This window comes from Kitasatospora sp. NPDC058492 (assembly GCF_042720685.1).
GTDB lineage: Bacteria > Actinomycetota > Actinomycetes > Streptomycetales > Streptomycetaceae > Kitasatospora.
Genome location: NZ_JBHXMU010000009.1, coordinates 115,206 through 140,107, shown reverse-complemented (window position 1 = coordinate 140,107; position 24,902 = coordinate 115,206). Strand labels below are relative to the sequence as shown.

Genomic DNA, 24,902 nt, shown 5'->3' with positions numbered 1-24,902 from the left:
GTTCTAGGCGAGCGCCGGGTCGGCCGGGTCGGTGGCCTCGGCGCGCAGCAGGCGCAGCAGGAGGCGGGCGGCCCGCTGGTAGGGGATGTCCTCGTCGTGCAGCACGGCCTGGGAGTTGGCCGTCTCCAGGAGGGCGATCAGGGCGAAGGCGAGGTCGTCGAGGTCGGTGTCGGGCCGCAGGCCGCCGGTGGCGCGGGCCTCGGCGAGGGCGTCGGCGATCACCTGGCGCCACTCGCGGGCGCAGTCGGCGAGGGCGTCCCGGACGGCGCCGGGGCGGGCGTCGAACTCGGCGGTGACCTCGTAGAAGAAGCAGCCGCCGGGGAAGACCCGGGCCCGGGAGTAGGCGAGCCAGCTCTCGCAGAGGGCGCGGGCCCGGGCGAGGCCGGGCAGGGTGTCGGCGACCGGGGCGACGACGGCGTCGGCGAAGATGCGGCGGGCGGCGCGGACGGTGGCGAGTTGGAGCTCCTCCTTGGATCCGAAGCCGGCGAACACGCCGCTCTTGCTGAGCCCGAGGTCGGTGGCGAGGCGACCGATGGAGAGCGCGCCGAGGCCTTCGACGGAGGCGATCGTGACGGCGCGGTGCAGTACCGCCCGGCGGGTCTCCTCGCCGCGCAGGACCCGTCCGTCCGTGGTCGATCCGGCCATCGGCCACCTCAGTTCTCGTCGTCGCCGTCGCCGTCGCGGTGTGTGCCGCCAGGGTAGCCCGGGGGTGGGCGGCGGACTCCCCGTCCATAAAACTGTACGAACGGTCGTGCTAATATCCGGACCGAGCACGGCCCCCGCACCCCGGCACGCCCGTCCGCACCGACAGGGAGACCGCATGGACCCGGCCCTCGCACTGGTTCGCACCGCCCTCAACACCACCTCGCACCTGGCGCCCCGGCTGGCCGGCCGCGCCGCGTACGAGCTGTTCCAGCGTCCGCTGCGGCGCAGCGCCGTCCGCCCCGCCGAGCGGGAGACCCACCGGCAGGCCGCCGTCGAGCGGATCACCGTGAACGGCAAGGAGGTCGTCGTCTACCGCTGGGGCGACGGCGCCCGGCCGGTGCTGCTGATGCACGGCTGGCGCTCCCGCGCCTCGCGCTTCGCCCCCTACGTGCCCCGGCTGCGCGCGCTCGGGCTGAGCCCGGTCGCCTTCGACGCGCCGGGCCACGGCGACTCCGGCGGCCGGGCCACCACGGTGCTGGAGTACCGCGCCATCGCCGGGCAACTCCAGGACGGCTACGGCGGGTTCGAGGCGATCGTGGCGCACTCGCTCGGCGTGGCCGGGGCGTTCCTGGCGCTGCGCGAGGAAGTCCGGGCCGGGCGGCTGGTCGCCCTCGCCGGGGTCAGCGAATTCGCCTACCTGCCGGGCGCGTTCTGCGCCGGGCTCGGCCTCGGCCCGGTGATCGAGCGGGACCTGCGGCACCGGATCGAGCACGAGCTGTTCGCCGGCACCGAGGACCCGTGGCGGCGCTTCGACGCCGCGCACCGGCCCGAGGAGGTGCCGCTGCCGATCCTGGTGGCGCACGACGAGGGCGACGACGTGGTCGGAATATCGCACGCGCGGCGCCTGAAAGCCGCGTACGGTGACCGGCTGGAGCTACTGGTCACCCGAGGGCTCGGCCACCGCCGGATCGTCGCCGAGCCCACCGTCATCGACAACGCGATCGGCTTCCTGTCGGCCGGTCAGGAGGTCAGCGCCGCATGAGCCGTGCCGGAGAACTCGTCGAACTGCACGCCCGATCGCTGGAGTTGGCCGCCGAAGTGGTGGACGGCCTGCGGCCCGACCAGCTTGAGCTGCCGAGTCCGTGCGCGGGCTGGACGCTGAGCCGGCTGATGGGGCACATCGTCGGCCAGCACCAGGGCTTCGCCGCGGCCGCCCGCGGCGCCGGGCCCGACCTCGCGCTCTGGGCCGACGCCCCGGTCGGCGACGACCCGGCGGGCGCCTTCCGTCGCACGGGCGCCGAGCTCACCGCGGCGTTCCGCGAGGCCGCGGCGGCCGGGCGCGACGTCTGGCTGCCGGAGATCCAGCACGGCGGCCCCTTCCCGCTGGCGCACGCGGTCGGCTTCCACCTGCTCGACACCCTGGTGCACGGCTGGGACGTCGCGGCCGCGCTCGGCGTCCAGGCCCCGTTCACCGCCGTCGTGGACGGCGACGAGGAGCTGGCGGCGACCCTGCTGGCGGTCGCCGAGGCCGTCCCGGCCGCACCGGAGAACCGGGTGCCGGGCAAGGCGTTCGCGCCGCGCCTCGAAGCGGGCACGGCGGGTGGCCGGTTCGACCGCGCGCTGGCCCTGCTCGGGCGGGACCCGGCCTGGAAGGCCTAGGAACGCCGGTCCGGAGAGCTAGGCGTGCCGGCCGCCGCGCTGTTCGTCGGGGAAGCGAGGCCCGCCGATCAGGAAGAGCAGCGCGGCGGTCGGAAAGCCGGTCGAGGCGGCCACTAGCACGATGAACTCCCAGAACATCTCCTGCTCCTCGTCAGTCCCGGGCCGCCCGGACACCCGAAGGTGATCCCAAACCTGACAGGCCCTGATTGGCCGAATTGTCCGGTCGTTATTCGACGGTATGACCGGATTGCCCCGGCTGCCACCGGGCGGCGGCGACCGGCCCGCGCCACACCGGCGCAGGGGTCTGGGCGCGGGCCGGGGGCGGCGGCCACACTGTCGGGATGCAGCTACAGCTCGCAGGGGAAGCACGGCGGCCGGACCGCGAGAGCGAGGACTTCGCGGCGGCCTCGCCGGAGGCGCTGGTACTGCTGGACGGTGCGAGTTCGCCGACCGGCCTGGAGTCCGGGTGCCGGCACGGAACCGCCTGGTACGTCCGCCGGTTGGGCGTGCACCTGCTCGCCCGGCTCACCGACCGGGTGGACCGCTCGATCGCCGAATGCCTGGCCGACGCCATCGTGGAGACGGCCGCGCTGCACGGCGGCCGCTGCGACCTGGGCCACCCCAACACCCCCGCGGCGATGGTGGTGGCTGCCCGCCGGCACGGCGAGTCGCTGGAGTACCTGGTGCTCGGCGACTCGCTGCTGGTACTGGAGTACAAGGACGGCCCGCCGAAGGTGATCGGGGACAACCAGCGCTTCCCCGGCGGGGAGGAACTGCGCCGGCAGGTCTGGGCGACCGTCCCCGGCTCGGCCGAGCGGGCCGCGCTGCACCTGGAGTACGCGCTGGCCGTCCGGTCCGCCCGCAACCGGGGCAACGGCCCGTGGATCGCCGCGGCCAGCCCGAAGGCGGCCGGGCACGCCGAGACCGGCTTCGTCCGGCTGGAGCGGCTGCACGCGCTGGCCGCGCTCACCGACGGCGCCTCGCGCTTCACCGAGCGCTTCGGGCTGGGGAGTTGGGCGGACGCGCTGCGGCTGCTCGCCGAGTCCGGTCCGGGCGAACTGATCGCGCAGGTCCGCGAGGTCGAGCGGGCGGACGCCGCCTGCGAGCGCTGGCCGCGCGGCAAGGCGCACGACGACGCCTCGGCCGTCTACGCGCTCCTGTAGCGCGCGGAGGACGGCCGAGGCGTCGCCGGGGGCGGTGCCGTCAGTCGATCGGGTGGCCGAACCGGCCGGACTGGAAGTCCCGCATGGCCTGCTCCAGTTCGCGGTGGCTGTTCATCACGAACGGCCCGTACCAGGCGACCGGTTCGCGGATCGGCTGCCCGCCGAGCAGGATCACGTCCAGGTTGGGGTGGCGGGAGTCCTGCTTGGTGTCGGCGGTGATGGTGATGGTGTCGCCCTCGCCGAACACGGCCGCCTGCCCGGTGTGGATCGGGCGGCCCTCGGCGCCGACGGTGCCGTCGCCGTTGAGGACGTAGGCGAGCGCGTTGAAGTCCGGCCGCCACGGCAGGGTGACCTGCGCGCCGGGGGTGATGCTGGCGTGCAGGAGGGTTATCGGGGTGTGGGTGACGCCCGGGCCCCGGTGGCCGTCCAGCTCGCCCGCGATGAGCCGCAGGATCGCGCCGCCGTCCGGGGTGGAGAGCAGCTTGACGTGGCCGCCGTGGATGTCCTGGTAGCGCGGGGCGGCCATCTTGTCGGAGGCCGGGAGGTTGACCCACAGCTGGATGCCGTGGAACAGGCCGCCGGTGGCCACCAGCGACTCCGGCGGGGTCTCGATGTGCAGGATGCCCGAGCCGGCCGTCATCCACTGGGTGTCGCCGCCGCCGAGGTGGCCGCCGCCGCCGTGCGAGTCCTTGTGGATGAACTCGCCGTCGATCAGGTAGGTGACCGTCTCGAAGCCGCGGTGCGGGTGCCAGGGCGTGCCCTTGGGCTCGCCGGCGGCGTACTCCACCTCGCCCATCTGGTCCATCATGATGAACGGGTCGAGGTGCTTGGTGTTGATCTTGGCGAAGGCGCGGCGGACGGGGAAGCCCTCGCCTTCGAAGCCCTCGGGTGCGGTCGCGATGGTGAGGACCGGCCGGGCGCTGGTGGCGGCGGGGTCCGGGGTGGCGACGCGCGGCAGGGTCAGCGGGTTGTCGACGGTCACGGCGGGCATGTCGGCCTCCTTCGGGGGGTTCCTCTGGCCTACGTCCACGAGGTTAGTTCAATTCTCAACAACAAGCAAGTTGAAAGTTGAACCATATGGTGACGAAGGAGCGCGGGGCTCCTCCTCCAGGATGGGTCAGCCGTACATGCGGCGCATGGTGAAGTCGACCATCTGCTCGACCGCCTTGGCGTCGAACACCATCCGGTGCTCGCCCTCCATGTCCAGCGCGAAGCCGTAGCCGGTCGGCAGCAGGTCCAGGACCTCGGCGCCGGTGACGGTGAAGTGCTTGGAGTCCTTGCCGGCGTAGCGGCGCAGCTCCTTCAGCGAGCTGAACATCGGGATCACCGGCGTCGGCGTGTTGTGCAGCGCCAGGAAGCCGGGCCGCTCGCCGCGAGGGCAGTGCACCTTCGAGGTGATGAAGATGGCCTGGAAGTCCTCGACCGCCATCGAGCCCGTGGTGAACGCCCGGACGGCGTCCGCCAGCGACGGCGGGGAGGGCTCGGGGTAGAGGGACTGCTGGGACGCCTGCGACTGCGCGCCGTAGGCGTCGGGGCCGGGCATGCCGTTCATGCCCGGCTGCGGACCCGCCTGCTGCTGGTAGGGGTCGCCCGGGTATGCGTTCTGGTCATATCCGTACACACGGACAGGCTATCGGGAGCGCACCCGCCCGTGCGGGCGTCGATCCTGACAAGGACTGGTCGTCCCGCCTTGTGGGACGTGACCACGTTCATAGCGGATTCACCGCCAGGGGCTTGCCCAAGTTACCGCTGGGTAGCATCATGATGCGTACTGGTGGGTACGGGGCGCCCGAACGCGGCGGTCTCCCGGAAGCGACGAACCGGAGAAAACGGCCATGGGTCACTACAAGTCCAACCTGCGGGACGTGGAGTTCAACCTCTTCGAGGTGTTCGGTCGCGAGCAGGTCTACGGCTCCGGACCGTTCGCGGACATGGACGTCGAGACCGCGAAGAACATCCTGAGCGAGATCTCGCGCCTCGCCGAGAACGACCTCGCCGCGTCCTTCACCGACAGCGACCGCAACCCGCCGGTCTTCGACCCCGAGACCAACACCGCGCCGGTCCCGGCCACCTTCAAGAAGAGCTACCAGACCTACATGGACGCCGAGTGGTGGCGTCTGGGCATCCCGGAGGCGATCGGCGGCCAGGTCACCCCGTCCTCCCTGATCTGGGCCTACGCCGAGCAGGTCCTAGGCTCCAACCCGGCCATCTGGATGTACTCCTCCGGCCCCGCCTTCGCCGGCGTCGTCCACGACGAGGGCACCGAGGAGCAGAAGAAGGTCGCCCAGCGGATGACCGACCGCCTCTGGGGCGCCACCATGGTCCTCACCGAGCCCGACGCGGGCTCGGACGTGGGCGCAGGCCGCACCAAGGCGATCAAGCAGGAGGACGGCTCCTGGCACATCGAGGGTGTGAAGCGCTTCATCACCTCGGGCGAGCACGACATGTCCGAGAACATCATCCACCTGGTGCTGGCCCGCCCCGAGGGCGGCAAGCCCGGCACCAAGGGCCTGGGCCTGTACATCGTCCCCAAGTTCGACTTCGACTGGGAGACCGGCGAGCTGGGCGAGCGCAACGGCGCCTACGCCACCAACGTCGAGCACAAGATGGGCCTCAAGGCCTCGAACACCTGCGAGATGACCTTCGGCGCCAAGCACCCGGCCAAGGGCTGGCTGCTCGGCGAGAAGGTCGACGGCATCCGCCAGATGTTCAAGATCATCGAGTTCGCCCGGATGATGGTCGGCACGAAGGCCATCGCCACCCTCTCCACCGGCTACCTGAACGCCCTGGAGTACGCCAAGGAGCGCGTGCAGGGCGCCGACATCTCGCAGTTCCTGGACAAGACCGCCCCGCGCGTCACCATCACCCACCACCCGGACGTGCGCCGCTCGCTGCTCACCCAGAAGGCCTACGCCGAGGGCATGCGCGCGCTGGTCCTGTTCACCGCGTCCGTCCAGGACGACATGGTGGCCGCCGGCCTGCGCGGCGAGCGCGACGAGGCCGCCGAGCGCCTCAACGACCTGCTGCTGCCGATCGTCAAGGGCTACGGCTCCGAGAAGTCCTACGAGCAGCTCGCCCAGTCCCTGCAGACCTTCGGTGGCTCCGGCTACCTGCAGGAGTACCCGATCGAGCAGTACATCCGGGACGCCAAGATCGACACCCTCTACGAGGGCACCACCGCGATCCAGGGCCAGGACTTCTTCTTCCGCAAGATCGTCAAGGACGGCGGCCAGGCGCTCACCGCGCTGTCCGAGCAGATCCAGAAGTTCCTCGGCGCGGCCGAGGGCGGCGACGCCCTGGCCGCCGAGCGCGAGCTGCTCGCCAAGGCCGTCGGCGACCTGGACGCCATCGTGGGCAAGCTGCTGGCCGACCTCACCTCGGTCGAGCAGGACGTCAAGAACATGTACAAGGTGGGCCTCAACACCACCCGCCTGCTGCTCGTCTCCGGCGACGTCGTCGTCGGCTGGCTGCTGCTGCGTCAGGCCGCGGTGGCCCTGGCCAAGCTGGAGGCCGGCGCCTCGGAGAAGGACGTCCCGTTCTACCAGGGCAAGGTCGCGGCGGCCCGCTTCTTCGCCAAGAACGTCCTGCCGACCGTCGCCCCGCAGCGGCTGATCGCCGAGGGCATCGACAACGAGATCATGGACCTGGCGGAGGAGGCCTTCTGAGGCCCTCGCCCCACCCGTCACCCGCCGCCGCGCCCCCAGGGGCGCCGCGAGGGGCGTGACACCTCTCCGACCGTCTGACACCACCCTCACGCCGAAGGGCCCGGCTCCCGCCGGGCCCTTCGGCGTTGCCGCCCGTCCGCCGCCCGTTCGCCGCCCCGTCCGCTGTCCGTTCGCCGCCCCGCACCCGTCGCCGAGTTCGCCCGTTTCGCACCTGTTGCACGGGGCCGGCGGCACGGTGCCGGGCATGGCGATGACCGTCCGCGACCGGGGCGGATCTCTGGGTGTACGGAGTTCGGCACGGCGTCACTTCACGGTTGTGTCCTCGTTCTGCATCCGTTGGGAGGTTCCGAATTCCCTGTCCGTGTACGGGCATATGCTCAAGGTGCGAAGCCGACTCCCCATCCGGCTTCAGCCCTCCCTCGACTCAGGAGCAGTATGTCGACCGCCGCCGCCCGCCAGGCATTCTTCGACCGGACGCACAGCGACGATCTGATCGCGTTCCTCGGCACCTCGCCGTCCCCGTACCACGCGGTCGCGAGCGCCGCCGAGCGGCTGGAGAAGGCAGGCTTCCGGCAGGTCGCCGAGACCGACGTCTGGGACGGCGCCGCCGGCGGCCGTTACCTGATCCGGGGCGGCGCCCTGATCGCCTGGTACCTGCCGGAGAGCGCCCGCCCCGAGACCCCGTTCCGGGTGGTCGGCACCCACACCGACTCGCCGAACCTGCGGGTCAAGCCGGTGCCGGACACCGGCTCGGCCGGCTGGCGCCAGGTCGCCGTGGAGATCTACGGCGGTGTCCCGCTGAACACCTGGCTGGACCGTGACCTCGGGCTCTCCGGCCGCCTCGCGCTGAAGGACGGCAGCTCGCGGCTCGTCCAGCTGGACGAGCCGCTGCTGCGGGTGCCGCAGCTCGCGATCCACCTGGACCGCCAGGTCAACGACGGCATGAAGCTCGACAAGCAGCGCCACCTCACCCCGATCTGGGGCCTCGGCCCGGTCGACGAGGGCTCGCTGATCTCCTACGTCGCCGAGCGCGCGGGCGTGGACGCCGCCGACGTGGCGGGCTGGGACCTGATGACGCACGACGTCCAGCCGGCCGCCTACCTGGGCCGCGACCGCGAGCTGCTGGCCGGCCCGCGCCTGGACAACCTGCTGTCCGTCCACGCCGCCACCGCCGCGCTGGCCGCCGTCGCCTCCGCCGAGGGCGCCGCCGACCTGCCGTACATCCCGGTGCTGGCCGCCTTCGACCACGAGGAGACCGGCAGCGAGTCGGACACCGGCGCGCAGAGCCCGCTGCTCGGCAACGTCCTCGACCGCACCGTCCACGCGCGCGGCGGCACCCCGGAGGACCGCGCCCGGGCGCTCGCCGGGACGATCTGCCTCTCCTCCGACATGGGCCACGCCGTCCACCCGAACTACGCCGAGCGGCACGAGCCGGGCCACCACCCGCTGCCGAACGGCGGGCCGATCCTCAAGGTCAACGTCAACAACCGCTACGCGACCGACGGCGTCGGCCGGGCGGTGTTCGCGGCCGCCTGCGAGAAGGCCGGCGTGCCGTGGCAGTCCTTCGTGTCCAACAACGCGATGCCCTGCGGCACCACCATCGGCCCGATCACCGCGGCGCGCCTCGGCATCAAGACGGTGGACTGCGGCATCGCGGCGCTGTCCATGCACTCGGCGCGCGAACTGTGCGGCGCCGAGGACCCGTACCTGCTGGCCAGCGCGATCAAGGCGTTCCTGGAGGGCTGATCCCGGGCTGATCCCCCCTCAACGGCGAAGGGGCCCGGCGGAGTACGCTCCGCCGGGCCCCTTCCGCACTGGACGGGCCACTCCAGGGCTACTCCAGGCCGGCGAGCACCAGCGGCAGCCGGCGCGCGCCGTCGGCGACCAGCTTCACCGGCACGCCCCAGTCCTGCTGGTGCACGTGGCAGGCCGGGAACTCGATCTCCGGATCGTCGTCGCAGGACGCGGCCATCGCCGAGACGTGCAGCACGCCCTCGGCGACCTCCTCGGAGAGGACCAGCTCGCGCGACAGGTCGCTGTCCGCGCCCGCGCCGGAGACCAGCAGCTCGGGCGGGGTCGCGCTGACCAGCAGCCGGGTGGACGGGCCGTACCGCTCGTCCAGCTTCTGGCCGCTCGGCGCCGAGAACACCACGTCCAGCCGGAACGCGCCCGGCGCGACCTCGGTGGCCGCGCGCCGGGTGCGGTGCGCGACCGACTCGACCCGCACCGCCTCCTCCGGCAGCCGCAGCCTGGTCAGCCGGTGCCGGGCCGACTCGACCACCACGATGTCCCCGTCCACCAGGACGGCACCGGACGGCTCGCGCAGATCGGTGGCCAGCGTGGTGACCTCGCCGCTCGCCGGGTCGAAGCGGCGCAGTGCGTGGTTGTAGGTGTCGCTGATCGCCACCGAGCCGTCCGGCAGCACGGTGACGCCCAGCGGGTGCTGGAGCAGCGCCTGCTCGGCCGCGCCGTCCCGGTGGCCGAAGTCGAAGAGGCCGGTGCCGACGGCGGTGTGGACCGTCCCGGTTTCACGTGCCCCCTCCGATCGACTGAGCCAACGGATCGACGAGGTCTCCGAGTCGGCCACCCACAGCCGCTCGCCGTCCGCCGAGACCGCCAGACCGGACGGCTGGGCGAACCAGGCCTCGCCGACGGGCCCGTCCACCAGGCCCTCGTTGGTGGTGCCGGCCGCGACGCCGACCGTGCCGGCGGCCGGGTCGTACGCCCACAGCTGGTGCACGCCGGCCATCGCGATCCACACCCGGCCGTCGAACCAGGCGACGTCCCACGGCGAGGAGAGGTCCACCTCGCGGGCCGGGCCCTCGGTCGCCGAACCCTGCCACCACTGGCGGCCGGTGCCCGCCAGCGTGGCCACGGAGCCGTCCGCCAGCCGCACCCCGCGCAGCGCGTGGTTGACGGTGTCGGCCACGATCACGTCGAAGTCCGAGCCCTCCGGCAGCAGCGCCAGCCCCTGCGGCTCGCTGAACCGGGGGCTGGTGCCGTCCACCAGACCGCGCTGCCCGTCGCCGATCCGGCGGACCACCGTCTCGCCGTCCTCGGCCAGCTCCACCAGCGAGTGGTGGCCGGAGTCGGCGACCAGGAAGTGCCCGCCGGGCAGCCGGACCGCCTTGCCCGGGAACTTGAGATCCCCCGCGGTCGGCTCCGGCGCCACGTACGGGCCGTCGCCCCGGCGCAGCGTGCCCTTCGCCGTGTGCTCGGCCTCCAACTCCTCCACCAGCCGCGCGATCGCGTGCGCGTGGCCCTCACCCGCGTGCTGGGCGACCACGTACCCCTCCGGGTCGATCACCACCAGCGTCGGCCAGGCCCGCACGGCGTACTGCTTCCACGTCGCCAGCGCCGGATCGTCCAGCACCGGGTGGTGCACCTCGTACCGGGCGACCGCGTCCACCACGGCCTGGTGGTCCGCCTCGTGCACGAACTTCGGCGAGTGCACCCCGACGATCACCACGGTGTCCCGGTGCTTCTCCTCCAACTCCCGCAGCTCGTCCAGGACGTGCAGACAGTTGACACAGCAGAACGTCCAGAAGTCCAGGATGGTGATCTTGCCCCGGAAGTCGGCGAGCGTCAGCTCCTTGCCACCGGTGTTCAGCCAACCGCCTGCCCCGACCAGCTCGGGGGCGCGTACACGTGCACGAGATGCCATGCGTCAATCAAACCGCACTGCGCCTGCTCGCATTCCGGGGCCGGGTGTCATGCCGTGGAACGTGGCCTGCGCTGATGTTTGGCGGCCTTGTAGGCGGCAACGGATTTACGTGACGAGCGCCAGACTCCGTCGGAGCCCTGTACGGCGTTCAGACGGCCACGCTGTGCCGCTTGCCGGAGCGCTGCGAGGGACAGCTCTTCATCGACGAGCGCCGCGAGCGGGACCATTCTCGCGGGGCCGGCCACGTTGGGGACGATGAAACGGTTGAGATTGTCTTCCATCGCCCTGGCGATCAGCTCGCCGAGGGTGCCGCAGTCTCTGGTGTCCGCCCTGCGCAGCGCGGCCAGATAGGCGTCGCGCTGTCGCTTGAAGATGATGGTCGGCGGATACCCGAGATCGATGAGTCGGTTTTAGACGGTACTGCGGCTGGGCCTGCCTCGTCCGGCCAACGTCGCTCTCCCCAGAGTTGATACACATCGTGAGTGGCTAATTGAACTTATCAACTCTGGGGCTGCCGAGGGGCTGACCGGTACATGTTGGTCCTGGGGCGGTAAGGGCGGCGGTCGTGGTGGGGGCGCGGGCGGGGGTGGCGGGCGTGTCGGCGGGGTGGGGGGTGGGGTTCGTGCTGTCGTTGTCCGCATGATCACCTCACACCTGCTCCGGTCGGCCCTGACGGTCGCGACCGCTGTCCTGCTCGCCACCGGTGCCGGCACCGCCTCGGCGGCCGCCGCCCGGCCCGTTCTGCGTGACGTCACCGCGGAGCAGTGCCAGGACGCCGGGGGGTGGGTGGAGGGGTCCGGGTACTGCGTGGGGGCCGAGGGCGACGACGACTGGGGGCAGCCGATCGACGGGCAGGCCGTCAACCCGCATCCGGCGCCGGGCGAGGAGGACTGAGGGCGTCAGGGCAGGGCCATGGCCGGGTCAGGTCCGGGTCAGGGGCGGGGGAGTTCCGCCTGCCAGCGGGTCTCGCCGTCCTGCTGCTCGTCGGTGGGGGTGAGGCCGAGGGCCCGGGCGACGGCGGCGGAGGCGTGGTGGTCGGGGTGGATGTGGGCGGTGACGGTGCTGACGCCGGCGGCGGCGAGGTGGGAGAGCAGGGCGCGGGCGGCCTCGGTGGCCAGGCCGCGGCCCTGCCAGGGGGTGCCGACGACCCAGGCGAGATCGGCGGCCCCGGGGCTGACGGTGGTCTGGACGTAGCCGGTGAGGCTGCCGTCGGCGCGCAGGCGCAGCGCCCAGTTGCCCCAGGTCTCGGCGGGGTCGGGGGAGCCGGCGGCGAGCCGGGCGTAGCGCACGCGCAGGTCGTCGGCGGTGGCCGGGGAGCCGCCGGTGAAGGCGTGCAGGGCGGGGTCGGCGAGGGCGGCGGCCAGCTCCTCGGCGTGCTCGGGGCCGATCGGGAGGAGGTCGAGGCGCTCGCTGTGCAGCGGGGCGGCGGGGTCGGGACGCATGCCGCCATTGAACGCCCGTGTGTGGCGGTGCTTCCCGGCGGGTGGGGGGATCGGGTCGAATGGGGGTCACGTCGACATGGAGGAGGCCGCTGTGCGGTACCTGGTCAGGGAGAAGCTGTTCGCAGTCGGAGACGACTACTGGATCGAGGACGACCGGGGCCACAAGGCGTACCTGGTGGACGGCAAGGTGTTGCGGCTGCGGCACACCTTCGAGCTGAAGGACGCGCACGGGCGGGTGGTCGCGGTGGTGAAGGAGAAGGCGTTCACCGTCCGCGACGCGATGAAGATCGAGGACGCCGACGGCGAGGTGATCGCGACCGTCCGGGAGAAGCTGTTCACCCCGTTCCGTGACAAGTACCTGGTGGAGCTGGCCTCCGGCGGCGAGCTGAAGATCCACGGCGACCTGATCGACAAGGACTACCGGATCGAGAACCACCACGGCGACGACCTCGCCCGGATCTCCCGCAAGTGGTTCCGGATCCGGGACACCTACGGCGTGGAGATCGCCGACGGCGCCGACACCGGTCTGCTGCTCGCGATCGCCGCCTGCGTCGACCACCTGGTGCACGAGGAACACTGACCCGACTGACACCAGGGGGCTCCGCTTCCCCGGTCCGCCGCCCGCCCCGGTGGGGTATCTTTTGCCAACCCTTGACCAGGCCGGTCGGGGATCGGCGAGCGGACCGGGGGCTGGGACCACGATGAACGACATCCTGCACGGGCTCGGCGCGGCGGCCGCTTACGGAGCCCTCGGGGTGGTGCTGCTGCTCCTCGGCGTCGGACTGGTGGACCTGTTGACGCCCGGCAGGCTCGGCCACCAGATCTGGGTCGAGCGCAACCGCAACGCCGCCGTGCTGCTCAGCTCCGCGCTGCTCGGCATCGGCGGCATCGTCTTCACCGCGATCATGTACACCTACGCGGACTTCGCCAAGGGCCTGGTCTCGACCGCCTGCTACGGCCTGCTCGGGCTGGTGCTGATGGCCGCCGCCTTCTGGGCGGTGGACCTGCTGACGCCTGGCAGACTCGGCGCGATCCTGGTCGAGCCGGAGCCGCACCCGGCGGTCTGGGTCTCGGCCAGCTGCAACATCGCGGTCGCGGCGGTGGTGTCGGCCGCGATCGCCTGACGGCCCGCCCGTGCGCCCGGGAGCGCCCGGCCGCACGTTCGGCTGATGGAGCGTCGGCCGACGGGCGGCGGTGGCGTCGGCGGTGGCGTCGGCGGTGGCGTCGTCGGTGGCGAGGAGGATCCGACCGGGGTCGCCGACCTGCTGCGGCGGTGGGGCCCGGCCGGTAACGTACCGGCATGGCTGACCTTGAAGAACGCGCCAACGTCGTCGCGTCCGGCTCGCGGCAGGCCGGGGCAGGGGTGTCCGTCCGACGGCGCCGCGTCACCGACCTCGCCGACTGCGTCCGGGTGCTCGGCGACGTCCACACCACCGACGGCTACCCCGCCGACTGGCCCGACCGCCCCGCCGCCTGGCTCACCCCCGAAGGCCTGCTCGCCGCCTGGGTCGCCGAACTGGACGGCCGCCCGGTCGGCCACGTGGGACTCTCCCGCAGTGCCCCCGGCGACGTCGCCCCCGGCCTGTGGAGCCGCCGCACCGGCGGCCGCCCGGAACTCACCGCCGTGATCGGCCGGCTCTACGTCGCCCCCACGGCGCGCGGCCACCGGATCGGCGCGCAGCTGGCGGCGGCCGCCGTGGCGCACGCGCGGGCGCTCGGCCTCCACCCCGTCCTCGACGTCCTCGCCACCGCGGCCCCGGCGAACGCCTGCTACCGCCGCCTCGGCTGGACCTGGCTCGGCAGCGGCGAACAGCAGTGGGCCGCCGACCGCACGGTCGTGGTCCACTGCTTCGCCGCCCCGAGGGAGTAGCCGGCCTCCCGCGGGCGGCCGGTCCGGCTATCCCGCCGGGCGGTCCGTGGTGGGGCGGCGGCGGAGGGCGGGGGTGGTGACGGACGGGGGCTGCCAGACGCCGTCGGGGTGGTAGACGTTGGTGCCGGGCGGGACGATGGCGTCGATGCGGTCCAGCGTGGCGTCGTCGAGGACCAGGTCGGCGCCCTTGAGGGCCGCCTCCAGCTGGTCGTGGGTGCGCGGGCCGAGGATCACCGAGGTGACGGCGGGGTGCGCCAGCGGGAAGGCCACGGCCAGTTCGGGCAGGGTGCGGCCGAGGTCCCCGGCGAGGGCGGTGAAGGCCTCGACGGCCTCCAGCTTGGCCGCGGTGGTGGGCAGCGTCGGGTCGAAGCGGCCCGGGTGGATGGTCGGGCGGCCGGTGGTCAGGTCGGCCGGGCGGCCCTTGCGGTAGCGGCCGGTGAGGAAGCCGGAGGCGAGCGGGCTCCAGGTCAGTGCGCCCATGCCGAGCCGCTGGACGACGGGCAGCACGTCGCGCTCCACGCCGCGGGCGAGCAGCGAGTACGGCGGCTGCTCGGTGCGGAAGCGCGGCAGGGCGCGGCGCTCGGCGACGTGGTGCGCGTCGACGATCTGTTCGGCGGGGAAGGTGGAGCAGCCGAAGGCGCGGATCTTGCCGGCCCGGACGAGGTCGCCGAGGACGGACAGGGTCTCCTCGACGTCGGTGGTGTGGTCCGGCCGGTGGATCTGGTAGAGGTCGATCCGGTCGGTGCGCAGCCGGCGCAGGCTGTCCTCGACCGCCCGGAGGATCCAGCGCCGGGAGTTGCCGCCGCGGCCGTGGCCCTCGCCCATCGGGAAGTGCCCCTTGGTGGCGAGCACGATCTCGTCGCGGTCGCCGCGGGCGGCCAGCGTCCTGCCGACGATCTCCTCGGACTCGCCGGCCGAGTACATGTCGGCGGTGTCCACGAAGTTGATGCCGTGGTCGAGCGCGGTGTTGATGAGCCGGGCGCAGTCGTCGTGGTCGGGGTTGCCGATGGAGCCGAGCATCATCGTGCCGAGACAGTAGGTGCTCACTTCGATGCCGGTGCCGCCGAGGACGCGGTAGCGCATGGTGCTGCTCCCCCTGGTGGTGGGTCGGTGGTGCGTCAGAGGCTAGGAGTTGGAGTGCACTCCATGGCAAGGGTCGGTTCGGATCCCCGTCCACTCGGGGAGTCCGGGCCCGTGGCGCGGAGCGGACGGGCGGTGGCCGGGGTGGGCGCGGGCGTTTGCGGAAATGGCAACAAAGCTTGCCGATATGGCTGGTCCGGTCGCAGCCTGGCGGTGGAGGTGAGCGCCATGGGCGACACGATGAGGACGACGGGGCCGACGGCCCCCCGGGACGAGTACGACGCGGTGGTGGTCGGCGCGGGCGCGGCCGGGCTGAGCGCCGCGCTGGTGCTGGGCCGGGCTCGGCGCCGGGTGGCGGTGGTGGACGCGGGCCAGCCGCGCAACGCCCCCGCCGCCCACATGCACGGCTACCTGAGCCGGGACGGCATGCCCCCGGCGGCGCTGCTGGAGGTCGGCCGGGCGGAGGTCGCCGGCTACGGGGTCGACCTGGTCGACGCCCGGGTCGACCACGTCGAGGGCGTCGCGGACGCCGAAGGCGCGGGGACGGGCTTCGCCGTCCACCTGGCGGGCGGCCCCGTGCTGCACGCGCGCCGGGTGGTCGTCGCCACCGGTCTGCGCGACGGGCTCCCGGAGCTCCCGGGCCTGCTCGAACGCTGGGGCCGCGACGTGCTGCACTGCCCGTACTGCCACGGCTACGAGGTCCGCGACCGCCCGCTCGGCGTGCTCGGCACCGGCCCGGGCGCGGTCAACCAGGCGCTGCTGCTCCGGCAGTGGTCCGCAGACGTCGTCCTGATCACGCACACCCTCACGCCGACCGGGGCCGAGCGGGAGCGGCTCGCCGCCCGCGGCGTCCGGGTCGTCGAAGGCCGGATCACCCAGCTGGTGACGGACGCCGACCGGCTGCGCGGCGTGGAACTCGCCGACGGCCGGGTGGTGCCGCGCGAGGCCGTGTTCGTCTTCCCGCAGCCGGTGCCCCGGGACGCGCTGCTGTTCGGCCTGGAATGCGCCCGGGACGAGAACGGCTGGGTCACCACCGACCGGGCCGGGCGCACCAGCGTCCCCGGCGTCTGGGCGGTCGGCAACGTCGCCGACCCGCGGGCCCAGGTCGTCGTCGCCGCTGGGATGGGCGCGGCGGCGGCGTTCGACCTCGACCACGACCTCGTCGCGGAGGAGATCGGACGGGCGGTCGCCGAACACCGCGCGTCCGGCGCCGCCGTTCCCGCCTGAGCGGGGGAAGCTCCCCCCCAGCTCCCCGCGGCTCCCCCGGCACCTTCGCCCGGCGTCACCCTTCCGACCGCAGCACCTTTCCGACCGCAGCACCTTTCCGACCGCAGCACCTTTCCGTCACCCACGATCGGAGAACCCACGATGTCCGAACACCAGCACCAGCACGGCCAGGGGCACCAGCACGGGCACCACCACGGCCACGTCCCCGCCGCCGACTTCGACTGGGACGTCCTCGCCGCCCACCTGGAGCGGGAGGCCGAACTGCGCGCCCCCGCCATCACCGGGGCCGCGCAGTGGCTGCGGTCCCTGCACGGCGAGGCCAGCGGGGTGCGGCGGGTCCTCGACGTCGGCAGCGGGCCCGGGGTGATCGCCGGACTGCTCGCGGAGGCCTTCCCCGAGGCCGAGACGGTCGCCGTCGACCAGTCGGCCGCCCTGCTGGAGCGCGCCCGGGCCCGTTCCGGTGGCCGTCTGAGCACCCAGCAGGCCGACCTGCCCGCCGAGTTCGGCAAGCTCGGCGAGGCCGACCTGATCTGGTCCGGCAACGCGATCCACCACCTCGGCGACCAGCAGGCCGCCCTGACCTCCCTCGCCGCGACGCTCCGGCCCGGCGGCCTGCTGGCCGTCGCCGAACGCGGCCTGCCGCTGCGCTACCTGCCGCGCGACTTCGGTCTCGGCCGGGCCGGCTTCCAGGCCCGGCTCGACGCCGTGCACGAGGACGGCTTCAGCACCATGCGTGCCGAACTGCCCGGCGCCACCGAGGAGGTGGAGGACTGGCCGGCCATGCTCACCCGCGCCGGTCTGACCGCCAGCGGCACCCGTACCTTCCTGATCGACCACCCGGCCCCGCTCGCCCGCCCGGCCCGTGAGCACCTCCACACCCAACTCGCCCGTCTGCGCGACCAGCTCGCCGACAACCTCGCCGCCGAGGACCGCAGCACCCTCGACGCCCTCCTCGCCGAGGACACCCCCACCGGCATCCTGAACCGCCCGGACGCCTTCTTCCTCTCGGCCATGACCGTCCACACCGCCCGCAAGGCCGCCTGACGACTGCGGAGCCCGAGCCGGCCGCAGCCGGGGCGGGGGCTCCCCCGCCCCGGCTGCGGCAGAGGCCTACAGGGTGTGACCGAGAGCGGTGATGAGGGCGGCGATGCGGGCCTCGTCGCGGCGGTAGTGGGTCCACTTGCCGATCCGGGTGGCGCGGACGAGGCCGGCGCGCTGGAGTTCGGCGAGGTAGGCGGAGACGGTGGACTGGGCGAGGCCGGCCTTGGCCTGGATGTGGCTGACGCAGACGCCGACCTCGCGCGGGTCGGCGACCGCTTCCTCCAGGGGGAAGTGGCGTTCGGGTTCGCGCAACCATGCCAGCAGTTGCAGGCGCGTCGGGTTGGCGATCGCCCGCAGGGCGGTGACCAGGTCAACATCCATGGCTGGAAGCGTACCGGCGTGTTACGGCAGGGCCTCGGCGAGCCGACGCCGGTCAGTGGGGCAGTGCGGTGCCGCCCGGCGGGGTGCCGATGACCTGGACGAACCATCGGTGACGGGGCGTCAGATTCCCTCCGGTGTCGGGAGGGTGGCGGACGGCCCGGGCCCCGGGCCGTCCGCCGGGGCTCAGCCCTCCTGGCCGCCGAAGCGGGTGGTCCAGGCGGCCAGGTCCTCGTCGGTGATCTTGGCGAACAGCACCGGCGGCACGGTGAACGCCGTCCCGGCCGGTACCAGGTCCAGTGTCCGCGCCTGCTCCGGGCCGACCCAGGACAGGCCGGCCGCCGGAGCGTCCCCGGGCAGGGCGAAGGCTCCGCGCATCGCCGCCGCCGCGGTCGGGATGAACGGCTCGGAGACCACCGCGTACAGCTGGATCAGGTTCATCGCGGTGCGCAGGGTCAGCGCCGCCGCGTCCGGGTCGGTCTTCACCTGGAGCCAGGGCGCCTTCTCGTCCAGGTACGCGTTGCCCGCGCTCCACAGCGCGCGCAGCCCCTGCGCGGCCTTGCGGAAGTTGAGCGCGTCCAACTGGGACTCGTACTCGGCCAGCAGGGCGGCGATCTGCTCGCCGAGGCGCTGTTCGGCCTCGCCGGGCGCGTGGCCGGCCGGGACGGCGTCGCCGAAGCGCTTGCGGCTGAAGGTGAGCACCCGGTTGACGAAGTTGCCGAGGGTGTCGGCGAGGTCCTTGTTGACGACGGAGGCGAAGAGGTCCCAGGTGAAGCTGGAGTCGTCCGACTCGGGGGCGTGCGCCATCAGGAAGTAGCGCCAGTAGTCGGCCGGCAGCAGTTCCAGGGCGACGTCGGTGAAGATGCCGCGCTTCTGGCTGGTGGAGAACTTCCCGCCGTAGTACGTCAGCCAGTTGAAGGCCTTGACGTAGTCGACCTTCTTCCACGGCCGGCGCGAGCCGAGGATCGTGGCCGGGAACATCACGGTGTGGAACGGGACGTTGTCCTTGGCCATGAACTCGGTGTACCGGACGCTGTGGTCGGCCTCGTACCACCAGGACTTCCAGTCCCGGGCCTGCCCGGCCGGGGCCGCGTCCGCCCACTCCTTGGTGGCGCCGATGTACTCGATCGGGGCGTCGAACCAGACGTAGAACACCTTGCCCTCGGCCGCCAGCTCCGGCCAGACGTCGGCCGGCACCGGGACGCCCCACTCCAGGTCGCGGGTGATCGCGCGGTCCTGGAGGCCTTCGGTGAGCCACTTGCGGGCGATCGAGGAGGCCAGCACCGGCCAGTCGTCGCCGTGGGCGGCGATCCACTGCTCGACCTCGTCGGTCAGCTCCGACTGGAGCAGGAACAGGTGCCTGGTCTCCCGGACCTCCAGGTCGGAGCTGCCGCTGATCGCCGAACGCGGCTCCAGCAGGTCGGTCGGGTCCAGCACCCGGGTGCAGTTCTCGCACTGGTCGCCGCGCGCCTTGTCGTAGCCGCAGTGCGGGCAGGTGCCGACGATGTAGCGGTCCGGCAGGAAGCGGCCGTCGGCGTTGGAGTACACCTGCCGGATCGCGCGCTCCTCGATGAAGCCGTTGCGCTGGAGTTCGCGGGCGATCTCCTGGGTGATCTCGCGGTTCTGCGGGGAGGAGCTGCGGCCGAAGTGGTCGAAGGACAGCCCGAAGCCGTCGTACACGGCCTTCTGCGCGTCGTGCGCCTGGGCGCAGAACTCGGCGACGGGCAGCCCGGCCTCCTGTGCGGCCAGTTCGGCGGGCGTGCCGTGCTCGTCGGTCGCGCAGATGTAGAGCACCTCGTGGCCGCGCTGGCGCAGGTAGCGGGAGTAGACGTCCGCCGGGAGCATCGACCCGACCATGTTGCCCAGGTGCTTGATCCCGTTGATGTACGGAAGGGCGCTGGTGACCAGGTGCCGAGCCATCCTCGGATGCTCCGATTTCTCCCGCACGCGCACCCCACCCGGAGTGCTGTGCCAGGCGCAGGGGTCCACTGTGGGCTGCCAAGCCTACCGCCGCCGGGCCGGGAGGGCGGTGCTGCTCAGGGGCGGGTGCGGCTCGGGTGCGGTGCCGCTCGGGGGCGGGTGCGGCTCGGGTGCGGCTCGGGTGCGGTGCCGCTCGGGGGCGGGTGCGGTTCAGGGCCCGACGGAGTCGCTGTACCGGTCGAACTCCCCGGCCTTCACCCCGCGGACGAACGCGGCCCACTTGCGCGGCGTGGTCCGGACGACGATCTCGGGGCGGTCCGACTCGCGGATCTCCACCAGACCGTCGGCGGCTCTGATCTCGACGCACTCGTTGCTCTCGCCGCTGGACGAGGACTTCCGCCACTCAGTCATGAGAAGTCTTTCAGTAAGGCCCGGATGAAGTCCCGGGACTCGGCCGGCCCGAGGGCGACCGCGGCGGTCTCCTCCTTGATCTGTCGGTAGGTCTGCAGTTCGGTGTCGAGGTGCACGAACTTCGGCCCGTTCGAGAGGTCGATCTGCACGGTGTCGAGTTCGGGAACGGGCCCGCGGGCGAGGTAGAGGCTCTCTCCGGACCCGGGAAAGGTGTCGACGCTGAACGGGATGGTCCGGATCTCCACCCCGGGCCGCTCGGAATCCTCCAGCACGCCGAGCAGCTGGTCGCGCAGCACCACCGCCCCGCCGAACTGCATGCGCAGCGCGGATTCGTGGATGTACGCGGCGTACGGCTTCGGGCGTTCGGTGAACAGCCGCTGGCGTTGGATCCGGAATGCCGTGCGGGCGTCGGCGTCCGGCTGGGGCATGGGCGGCCGGACCCGGGCGAACACCGCGGAGGCGTACGCCGAGGTCTGCAGCAGTCCGGGGATGAAGGTGGTGTGCAGGATGGCCAGCGACTCGGCGTGGTGTTCCATCTCCGCGATGTCGATGAGCCCGCCGGGCAGCCGGCCGCGGTAGCCGTCCCACCAGTACTTGCGCCGGTCCTGTGTCATCGCGAGCAGCGCGTCGAGGTAGGGGCCGTCGGAGCAGTGGCAGGTGCGGGCCCAGAGCCGGAGCCGTTCGGCGCTGATGCCGGACTTCCCGTTCTCCATCTGCGAGATCTTGGGCAGGTCGGTGCCCAGGGTGGCGGCCAGGCTCTTGGGCGTCACGCCCACGCGTTCGCGCATCTTGCGCAGCTCGATGCCAAGGCGCTGCTGACGCACGGTCGGCGACAAGCGGGGTGGCATGACTCTCTTCTCCGGATCGCGGCTCGGGTCGATGCTTCCGGTGAAGTGTGCCGTGCTTACCCGGCCCTAGCTACTGAAATGGGGGATACCCCACGATGGAGTGAACGTTCTCCCGCTCGGTAGCAAGTCTTGCACCTCGACCCTATGGTCGATCCCGCGTCAGTCACTGACTTGTTGTGGCCTAAACAGCCGCCAATCAGCCGTAAATACACACCAGATGCATGGTCGGCACGCTCGACATCACCGACCGGAGACTGTCATGCCGCTTCCGCTGCTTCTCGCCCCCGCCCACCGCATTCCCGCTACCCGGTGAACGGCCTGCTCGTCGCCGGTTTGTCCGCCCTCCTGCTGGCCGTGCTATTCGTCGGCTGGCTGGTCTGGCTGGTCAACGCCCAACCCCGCGAACCGCGTTCCGCAAAACGCGAGTTCGTCGTCCGCCATTCCTCCGCCGCCGTCGAGAAGAAATAGCGCGCGGCAGCGGTGGCCCCCCGCCGGGAGGGGGGCCACCGGAGGGTGCGGTCAGCCGTCGCCGAAGTGGTCGAATTCTCCGCGCTTCACGCCCTCGATCCAGAGCGCGAACTTCTGCGGGGTGGTGACGATGATCGCGTCGGGGCTCTCGGATTCGCGGACCTCGATCAGCCCCCGTTCGTTGACGGACACCTCCACGGAGTCACCGCCGTCCCGGGTGCTGCTGGTGGACTTCTGCCACTGCTGGGTCATCGGTTGCCTTCTCCCATTCCGGTTCCTGCCTGGCACCCTGGACAACTTCCGGGGGGCCGTTCAGGAACGGGGGCGCACGGAGGGTTCGGCACCGCGCGAAAGGCGCTCGACGAGGCGGATCCGGGCGACGGGCCACTCGTCGGCGAGCATCGAGAAGTAGGCGGTGTCGCGCCACACGCCGGTGTCGCGCCGCTTCTCGCGGCGGTGGACGCCCTCGTACTGGGCGCCGAGGCGCAGGATCGCGTTGCGGGAGCGCTCGTTGAGCGCGTCCGTCTTCCAGTAGACCCGGCCCATGCCCAGGTCGTCGAAGGCGTGGGAGAGCAGCAGCAGCTTGGCCTCGGTGTTGACGGGCGTGCGCCAGACCGAGCGGGCGTACCAGGTGCCGCCGATCTCGACGACCTCGTCGTCGGCCCTGAAGTCGTAGTAGCCGGTGACGCCGACGGCCCGGCCGCTGGGGAGGTCGATCACGGCGAACTTCACCGCCGATCCGGCCGCCACCTCGGCGAGCCGGGCGTCGATGATCGCGCCGAGTTCCTCCTCGGTGGCCGGCGGGAGGGAGGGGATCCAGCGCCAGACCTCCGGATCGGGGCCGACGCCGGCCCACAGGTCGGGCAGGTGGTGGCGGCCGAGGGGCTCCAGGCGGATGTGGAGGCCGGTGAGGGTGACGGGTATGGGCGGCTGTGCGGTCATGCCGGAAAGGTAGCGCCGCGCTGCACTAGATGCAATGGACTTCTGCGCTAGTGCAAAATTGGTGGAGCGGGCAAAGCGAAGGGCCCTGCGGGACGTGTCCCGCAGGGCCCTCGACCGGATCAGGCTCAGATGAACGAGTTGATCTGGATCGTCTCGTCGCGGCCCGGGCCGACGCCGATGGCGGAGATCGGCGCGCCGGACATCTCCTCCAGCGCCTTCACGTACGCCTGCGCGTTCTTCGGCAGCTCGGCGAAGGTCTTCGCCTTGCTGATGTCCTCGGTCCAGCCCGGCAGCGTCTCGTAGATCGGCTTGGCGTGGTGGAAGTCGGACTGGTTGTACGGGAGTTCCTCGACCCGCTTGCCGTCGATCTCGTACGCGACGCAGACCGGGATCTGCTCCCAGCCGGTGAGCACGTCGAGCTTGGTGAGGAAGAAGTCGGTGAGGCCGTTGACCCGGGTCGCGTAGCGCGCGATGACCGCGTCGAACCAGCCGCAGCGACGGTCACGGCCGGTGGTGACACCGCGCTCGCCGCCGATGCGGCGCAGCGCCTCGCCGTCCTCGTCCAGCAGCTCGGTCGGGAACGGGCCCGAGCCGACGCGGGTGGTGTACGCCTTCAGGATGCCGATGACCCGGTCGATCTTGGTCGGGCCGATGCCGGCGCCGGTGCAGGCGCCGCCCGAGGTCGGGTTCGACGAGGTCACGAAGGGGTACGTGCCGTGGTCGACGTCGAGCAGGGTGCCCTGGCCGCCCTCCAGCAGGACGACCTTGTTCGCCTTGAGCGCCTGGTCCAGGACGAGGGTGGTGTCGGCGAGGAAGGGCTTGATCTTGTCCGCGTAGCCGAGGTACTCCTCGACGACCAGCTCGGCCGGGATGGCGCGGCGGTTGTACAGCTTGACCAGGATCTGGTTCTTGTCGTGCAGCGCCGCCTCGATCTTCTGGCGCAGGATCGACTCGTCGAACAGGTCCTGGACCCGGATGCCGACGCGGTTGATCTTGTCCGCGTAGGTCGGGCCGATGCCGCGGCCGGTGGTGCCGATCCGGCGCTTGCCGAGGAAGCGCTCGGTGACCTTGTCCAGGGTGCGGTGGTACGGCGTGATCAGGTGGGCGTTGCCCGAGACCAGCAGCTTCGAGGTGTCGATGCCACGGTCGTTGAGGCCGCTCAGCTCGGAGAGCAGCACGCCCGGGTCGATGACGACGCCGTTGCCGATGACCGGCGTCACGTTAGGGCTGAGGATGCCGGAGGGGAGCAGGTGCAGGGCGTACTTCTGGTCGCCGATGACCACCGTGTGACCGGCGTTGTTGCCGCCCTGGTAGCGGACGACGTAGTCGACGGAGCCGCCGAGGAGGTCGGTGGCCTTCCCCTTGCCCTCGTCCCCCCACTGAGCGCCAACGAGCACGAGTGCCGGCACAGGCGTACACCCCTTCCGGTTGGGGCATCCTGCGTAGGCCGCAGTCTGCCCCGAGATAGACGAAGCCCCTGGCGCAGTAGCGCAAGGGGCTCTTGCACCGAGAGATTACCTGAGGAAGGACCGGTCGTGTCGTCCCTGTCCACGCCCGCAACCGGCGGCCCCGAGCCGCTCCTGCTGCTCCTCGACCCGGCGGCCCGGCACACCGACGGCGAGTCGGTGCGGATCGCGAAGGACGTGCTCTGCGGAGGCGCGGACGTCAAGGTGGTCTATCCGGAGAGCCCGTCCGAACTCGACCGGGTGCTTTCGCACCGGGGTCGGCGGCGGCCGGTCGTGATCGGTTCCGACCTGGCGTTGCAGCGGGTGCTCCAAGCCCTGTACCGCCAGCGTGAGCTGGGCGCGGATCCGGTGGGCATGGTTCCGGTCGGCCGGTCGGAGGAGCTGGCCGCGGCCCGCGCGCTCGGGGTGCCGGGCGAGCCGGTCCGGGCCGCGCGGGCGGTGCTGTCGGGTGCGGCGCGCAAGCTCGACCTGCTGGTGGACGACGGCGGCGGGGTGGCGCTGGGAGGGGTGCGGATCACCGGTGCCGGGACGCGGCGACCGGCCGGCCGTACGGGTGGTTGGCGTTCGCTATGGGCGAAACTGGCTGCGGCCGAGCAGGCGAACGCACTCACGGCGGACGGCCGGTCCTGCGCCGAGCACAATCCCCGGGTCCGGGTCGAGGCCGACGGCCGGCTGCTCGCCGACGTGCACCGGCCGGTGCGGCTGGTCCAGCTGACCCTGCCGGGCGTCGAGGCGGACGGCGCGGGCGTGCTGGAGGTGGTGATCCGCGCGCCCGGCGCCCTGGTGCGCGCCCGGGCGGAGAGCGTCTCGGTGGTCGGGCGCGGCTTCGGCTACGAGGCGGACGGCCACCCCGTCGGTCCGGTCCGCGCCCGCACGTGGACGGTCCACCCGGGCGCCTGGGGCCTGTTGCTGCCCGCCGCGTGACGCCGGGGTGAACCCCGGGTGAGCAGGCTCACTTTCGCGGCCGCCCCGACTCCCGGCTCTCCGCACACGGAACGCCCCAACAGGCGCGA

General features: G+C 72.3%; 27 protein-coding genes. 13 read left to right on the top strand and 14 right to left on the bottom strand.

From position 1 onward, the window contains the following. Positions 1–3 precede the first annotated feature (3 nt). The gene (locus tag ACFWPI_RS09165) at positions 4–645 is read right to left on the bottom strand and encodes a TetR/AcrR family transcriptional regulator (RefSeq protein ID WP_380373506.1); all 642 of its coding nucleotides are present in this window, start codon (positions 643–645) and stop codon (positions 4–6) included. Positions 646–820: 175 nt separating this feature from the next. Between ACFWPI_RS09165 and ACFWPI_RS09160 the strand changes: the two genes are divergently transcribed. From ACFWPI_RS09160 to ACFWPI_RS09150, 3 genes are all read left to right on the top strand, one after another. Continuing rightward, positions 821–1,687, top strand: coding sequence for an alpha/beta hydrolase (locus tag ACFWPI_RS09160; RefSeq protein ID WP_380373509.1), 867 nt, complete (start codon positions 821–823; stop codon positions 1,685–1,687). Next, entirely contained in the window at positions 1,684–2,304 is a 621-nt protein-coding gene (locus ACFWPI_RS09155; RefSeq protein ID WP_063348363.1) for a TIGR03086 family metal-binding protein, read from the top strand. The genes ACFWPI_RS09160 and ACFWPI_RS09155 overlap by 4 nt, the downstream gene beginning before the upstream one ends. Before the next feature lie 341 nt (positions 2,305–2,645). Then, complete coding sequence (locus tag ACFWPI_RS09150; protein WP_063348362.1) at positions 2,646–3,467, top strand: protein phosphatase 2C domain-containing protein; 822 nt, start codon at positions 2,646–2,648, stop codon at positions 3,465–3,467. 40 nt (positions 3,468–3,507) lie between these two features. Here ACFWPI_RS09150 and ACFWPI_RS09145 read toward each other — a convergent pair whose 3' ends face one another. Further along, complete coding sequence (locus ACFWPI_RS09145) at positions 3,508–4,458, bottom strand: pirin family protein (protein WP_063348361.1); 951 nt, start codon at positions 4,456–4,458, stop codon at positions 3,508–3,510. Positions 4,459–4,584: 126 nt separating this feature from the next. After that, positions 4,585–5,088, bottom strand: coding sequence for an SseB family protein (locus tag ACFWPI_RS09140; protein ID WP_063348360.1), 504 nt, complete (start codon positions 5,086–5,088; stop codon positions 4,585–4,587). A 214-nt stretch (positions 5,089–5,302) separates the two neighbouring features. On the opposite strand from ACFWPI_RS09140, the gene ACFWPI_RS09135 reads away from it, so the two are divergent. Both ACFWPI_RS09135 and ACFWPI_RS09130 read left to right on the top strand, forming a co-directional pair. Beyond that, positions 5,303–7,132 carry an acyl-CoA dehydrogenase gene (locus ACFWPI_RS09135; protein WP_350880645.1) on the top strand — a complete coding sequence of 610 codons (1,830 nt, stop codon included), beginning with the start codon at positions 5,303–5,305 and terminating at the stop codon, positions 7,130–7,132. A gap of 435 nt (positions 7,133–7,567) precedes the next feature. Then, the gene (locus ACFWPI_RS09130; protein WP_063348358.1) at positions 7,568–8,878 is read left to right on the top strand and encodes a M18 family aminopeptidase; all 1,311 of its coding nucleotides are present in this window, start codon (positions 7,568–7,570) and stop codon (positions 8,876–8,878) included. A gap of 88 nt (positions 8,879–8,966) precedes the next feature. Here the strand turns inward: ACFWPI_RS09130 and ACFWPI_RS09125 are convergent, their stop codons facing one another. Both ACFWPI_RS09125 and ACFWPI_RS09120 read right to left on the bottom strand, forming a co-directional pair. Continuing rightward, the gene (locus ACFWPI_RS09125; RefSeq protein WP_380373513.1) at positions 8,967–10,796 is read right to left on the bottom strand and encodes an NHL domain-containing thioredoxin family protein; all 1,830 of its coding nucleotides are present in this window, start codon (positions 10,794–10,796) and stop codon (positions 8,967–8,969) included. Positions 10,797–10,843: 47 nt separating this feature from the next. Continuing rightward, positions 10,844–11,077, bottom strand: coding sequence for a hypothetical protein (locus ACFWPI_RS09120; protein ID WP_380373516.1), 234 nt, complete (start codon positions 11,075–11,077; stop codon positions 10,844–10,846). A gap of 358 nt (positions 11,078–11,435) precedes the next feature. Between ACFWPI_RS09120 and ACFWPI_RS09115 the strand changes: the two genes are divergently transcribed. Continuing rightward, a complete protein-coding gene (locus tag ACFWPI_RS09115; protein WP_380373518.1) occupies positions 11,436–11,690 on the top strand; it encodes a hypothetical protein in 255 nt (84 codons plus the stop codon). A 38-nt stretch (positions 11,691–11,728) separates the two neighbouring features. Here the strand turns inward: ACFWPI_RS09115 and ACFWPI_RS09110 are convergent, their stop codons facing one another. Beyond that, complete coding sequence (locus ACFWPI_RS09110; RefSeq protein ID WP_380373521.1) at positions 11,729–12,238, bottom strand: GNAT family N-acetyltransferase; 510 nt, start codon at positions 12,236–12,238, stop codon at positions 11,729–11,731. A 76-nt stretch (positions 12,239–12,314) separates the two neighbouring features. Between ACFWPI_RS09110 and ACFWPI_RS09105 the strand changes: the two genes are divergently transcribed. The 3 genes from ACFWPI_RS09105 (at position 12,315) to ACFWPI_RS09095 (ending at position 14,108) form a co-directional block, all read left to right on the top strand. Further along, positions 12,315–12,818, top strand: coding sequence for an LURP-one-related/scramblase family protein (locus tag ACFWPI_RS09105; protein WP_380373523.1), 504 nt, complete (start codon positions 12,315–12,317; stop codon positions 12,816–12,818). A gap of 121 nt (positions 12,819–12,939) precedes the next feature. Beyond that, complete coding sequence (locus tag ACFWPI_RS09100; protein WP_363378334.1) at positions 12,940–13,362, top strand: DUF350 domain-containing protein; 423 nt, start codon at positions 12,940–12,942, stop codon at positions 13,360–13,362. 176 nt (positions 13,363–13,538) lie between these two features. After that, complete coding sequence (locus ACFWPI_RS09095; protein WP_380373527.1) at positions 13,539–14,108, top strand: GNAT family N-acetyltransferase; 570 nt, start codon at positions 13,539–13,541, stop codon at positions 14,106–14,108. Between the two features lie 27 nt (positions 14,109–14,135). Here ACFWPI_RS09095 and ACFWPI_RS09090 read toward each other — a convergent pair whose 3' ends face one another. Beyond that, entirely contained in the window at positions 14,136–15,191 is a 1,056-nt protein-coding gene (locus tag ACFWPI_RS09090) for an aldo/keto reductase (protein WP_380373530.1), read from the bottom strand. 225 nt (positions 15,192–15,416) lie between these two features. On the opposite strand from ACFWPI_RS09090, the gene ACFWPI_RS09085 reads away from it, so the two are divergent. Next, the gene (locus tag ACFWPI_RS09085) at positions 15,417–16,415 is read left to right on the top strand and encodes an NAD(P)/FAD-dependent oxidoreductase (RefSeq protein ID WP_380373533.1); all 999 of its coding nucleotides are present in this window, start codon (positions 15,417–15,419) and stop codon (positions 16,413–16,415) included. Positions 16,416–16,556: 141 nt separating this feature from the next. Continuing rightward, positions 16,557–17,459 (top strand): class I SAM-dependent methyltransferase, encoded by a 903-nt coding sequence (locus tag ACFWPI_RS09080; RefSeq protein ID WP_380373536.1) that lies wholly within the window; start codon positions 16,557–16,559, stop codon positions 17,457–17,459. Positions 17,460–17,525: 66 nt separating this feature from the next. On the opposite strand, the gene ACFWPI_RS09075 is transcribed toward ACFWPI_RS09080, so the two are convergent. From ACFWPI_RS09075 to ACFWPI_RS09060, 4 genes are all read right to left on the bottom strand, one after another. Next, positions 17,526–17,837, bottom strand: coding sequence for a helix-turn-helix transcriptional regulator (locus tag ACFWPI_RS09075; RefSeq protein ID WP_063348348.1), 312 nt, complete (start codon positions 17,835–17,837; stop codon positions 17,526–17,528). A gap of 183 nt (positions 17,838–18,020) precedes the next feature. Further along, the gene (gene metG, locus ACFWPI_RS09070) at positions 18,021–19,754 is read right to left on the bottom strand and encodes a methionine--tRNA ligase (protein WP_380373539.1); all 1,734 of its coding nucleotides are present in this window, start codon (positions 19,752–19,754) and stop codon (positions 18,021–18,023) included. A 210-nt stretch (positions 19,755–19,964) separates the two neighbouring features. Further along, the gene (locus tag ACFWPI_RS09065; RefSeq protein WP_063348346.1) at positions 19,965–20,165 is read right to left on the bottom strand and encodes a DUF397 domain-containing protein; all 201 of its coding nucleotides are present in this window, start codon (positions 20,163–20,165) and stop codon (positions 19,965–19,967) included. Continuing rightward, complete coding sequence (locus tag ACFWPI_RS09060) at positions 20,162–21,013, bottom strand: helix-turn-helix transcriptional regulator (RefSeq protein WP_063348345.1); 852 nt, start codon at positions 21,011–21,013, stop codon at positions 20,162–20,164. Before ACFWPI_RS09060 ends, ACFWPI_RS09065 begins: the two co-directional genes overlap by 4 nt. A 309-nt stretch (positions 21,014–21,322) precedes the next feature. On the opposite strand from ACFWPI_RS09060, the gene ACFWPI_RS09055 reads away from it, so the two are divergent. After that, the gene (locus tag ACFWPI_RS09055; protein WP_159398464.1) at positions 21,323–21,481 is read left to right on the top strand and encodes a hypothetical protein; all 159 of its coding nucleotides are present in this window, start codon (positions 21,323–21,325) and stop codon (positions 21,479–21,481) included. Between the two features lie 51 nt (positions 21,482–21,532). On the opposite strand, the gene ACFWPI_RS09050 is transcribed toward ACFWPI_RS09055, so the two are convergent. The 3 genes from ACFWPI_RS09050 to ACFWPI_RS09040 form a co-directional block, all read right to left on the bottom strand. After that, positions 21,533–21,733, bottom strand: a complete 201-nt coding sequence (locus ACFWPI_RS09050) for a DUF397 domain-containing protein (RefSeq protein WP_350880617.1) — start codon at positions 21,731–21,733, stop codon at positions 21,533–21,535. Between the two features lie 60 nt (positions 21,734–21,793). Next, a complete protein-coding gene (locus ACFWPI_RS09045) occupies positions 21,794–22,423 on the bottom strand; it encodes a GNAT family N-acetyltransferase (RefSeq protein ID WP_380373544.1) in 630 nt (209 codons plus the stop codon). A 125-nt stretch (positions 22,424–22,548) separates the two neighbouring features. Further along, a complete protein-coding gene (locus tag ACFWPI_RS09040; protein WP_063348342.1) occupies positions 22,549–23,832 on the bottom strand; it encodes an adenylosuccinate synthase in 1,284 nt (427 codons plus the stop codon). A 126-nt stretch (positions 23,833–23,958) separates the two neighbouring features. Here ACFWPI_RS09040 and ACFWPI_RS09035 point away from each other — a divergent pair, with 126 nt between their 5' ends. Continuing rightward, entirely contained in the window at positions 23,959–24,813 is an 855-nt protein-coding gene (locus ACFWPI_RS09035) for a hypothetical protein (RefSeq protein ID WP_063348341.1), read from the top strand. The last annotated feature ends 89 nt before the right edge of the window (positions 24,814–24,902 follow it).

Bases quoted from the DNA above. Each gene is read 5' to 3' on its own strand.
- ACFWPI_RS09165 (WP_380373506.1), bottom strand. From the start codon at position 645: ATGGCCGGATCGACCACGGACGGACGGGTCCTGCGCGGCGAGGAGACC.
- ACFWPI_RS09160 (WP_380373509.1), top strand. From the start codon at position 821: ATGGACCCGGCCCTCGCACTGGTTCGCACCGCCCTCAACACCACCTCG.
- ACFWPI_RS09155 (WP_063348363.1), top strand. From the start codon at position 1,684: ATGAGCCGTGCCGGAGAACTCGTCGAACTGCACGCCCGATCGCTGGAG.
- ACFWPI_RS09150 (WP_063348362.1), top strand. From the start codon at position 2,646: ATGCAGCTACAGCTCGCAGGGGAAGCACGGCGGCCGGACCGCGAGAGC.
- ACFWPI_RS09145 (WP_063348361.1), bottom strand. From the start codon at position 4,458: ATGCCCGCCGTGACCGTCGACAACCCGCTGACCCTGCCGCGCGTCGCC.
- ACFWPI_RS09135 (WP_350880645.1), top strand. From the start codon at position 5,303: ATGGGTCACTACAAGTCCAACCTGCGGGACGTGGAGTTCAACCTCTTC.
- ACFWPI_RS09130 (WP_063348358.1), top strand. From the start codon at position 7,568: ATGTCGACCGCCGCCGCCCGCCAGGCATTCTTCGACCGGACGCACAGC.
- ACFWPI_RS09125 (WP_380373513.1), bottom strand. From the start codon at position 10,796: ATGGCATCTCGTGCACGTGTACGCGCCCCCGAGCTGGTCGGGGCAGGC.
- ACFWPI_RS09120 (WP_380373516.1), bottom strand. From the start codon at position 11,077: ATGGAAGACAATCTCAACCGTTTCATCGTCCCCAACGTGGCCGGCCCC.
- ACFWPI_RS09115 (WP_380373518.1), top strand. From the start codon at position 11,436: ATGATCACCTCACACCTGCTCCGGTCGGCCCTGACGGTCGCGACCGCT.
- ACFWPI_RS09110 (WP_380373521.1), bottom strand. From the start codon at position 12,238: ATGCGTCCCGACCCCGCCGCCCCGCTGCACAGCGAGCGCCTCGACCTC.
- ACFWPI_RS09105 (WP_380373523.1), top strand. From the start codon at position 12,315: ATGGAGGAGGCCGCTGTGCGGTACCTGGTCAGGGAGAAGCTGTTCGCA.
- ACFWPI_RS09100 (WP_363378334.1), top strand. From the start codon at position 12,940: ATGAACGACATCCTGCACGGGCTCGGCGCGGCGGCCGCTTACGGAGCC.
- ACFWPI_RS09095 (WP_380373527.1), top strand. From the start codon at position 13,539: ATGGCTGACCTTGAAGAACGCGCCAACGTCGTCGCGTCCGGCTCGCGG.
- ACFWPI_RS09090 (WP_380373530.1), bottom strand. From the start codon at position 15,191: ATGCGCTACCGCGTCCTCGGCGGCACCGGCATCGAAGTGAGCACCTAC.
- ACFWPI_RS09085 (WP_380373533.1), top strand. From the start codon at position 15,417: ATGGGCGACACGATGAGGACGACGGGGCCGACGGCCCCCCGGGACGAG.
- ACFWPI_RS09080 (WP_380373536.1), top strand. From the start codon at position 16,557: ATGTCCGAACACCAGCACCAGCACGGCCAGGGGCACCAGCACGGGCAC.
- ACFWPI_RS09075 (WP_063348348.1), bottom strand. From the start codon at position 17,837: ATGGATGTTGACCTGGTCACCGCCCTGCGGGCGATCGCCAACCCGACG.
- metG (WP_380373539.1), bottom strand. From the start codon at position 19,754: ATGGCTCGGCACCTGGTCACCAGCGCCCTTCCGTACATCAACGGGATC.
- ACFWPI_RS09065 (WP_063348346.1), bottom strand. From the start codon at position 20,165: ATGACTGAGTGGCGGAAGTCCTCGTCCAGCGGCGAGAGCAACGAGTGC.
- ACFWPI_RS09060 (WP_063348345.1), bottom strand. From the start codon at position 21,013: ATGCCACCCCGCTTGTCGCCGACCGTGCGTCAGCAGCGCCTTGGCATC.
- ACFWPI_RS09050 (WP_350880617.1), bottom strand. From the start codon at position 21,733: ATGACCCAGCAGTGGCAGAAGTCCACCAGCAGCACCCGGGACGGCGGT.
- ACFWPI_RS09045 (WP_380373544.1), bottom strand. From the start codon at position 22,423: ATGACCGCACAGCCGCCCATACCCGTCACCCTCACCGGCCTCCACATC.